This window comes from Streptomyces sp. URMC 129 (genome assembly GCF_051386415.1).
In the GTDB taxonomy this organism is placed as follows: Bacteria; Actinomycetota; Actinomycetes; order Streptomycetales; family Streptomycetaceae; genus Streptomyces.
On the sequence record NZ_JBPQTQ010000337.1, the window covers coordinates 1 to 216 of the forward strand.

The 216-nt window shown below is 56.5% G+C and carries 1 rRNA gene; it reads left to right on the forward strand.

Annotated features, from left to right (window positions below):
• Positions 1-143: 143 nt before the first annotated feature.
• A 5S ribosomal RNA gene (gene rrf / locus ACSNOC_RS28035) occupies positions 144-216 on the forward strand; the annotation flags it as partial.

Genomic DNA, 216 nt, shown 5'->3' on the forward strand with positions numbered 1-216 from the left:
CCTTGTGAGGGGTGGAGTTGACCGGTACTAATAGGCCGAGGGCTTGTCCGCAGATGCTCGCGTCCACTGTGAATTCTTTGACCAATACTTCTTCGAGTGACAAGTGAAGAGTGCGCTTGTTCGCTTGGAGCACTTTCGAGTGTTCCGGTGGTCATGGCGGAGGGGAAACGCCCGGTTACATTCCGAACCCGGAAGCTAAGCCCTCCAGCGCCGATG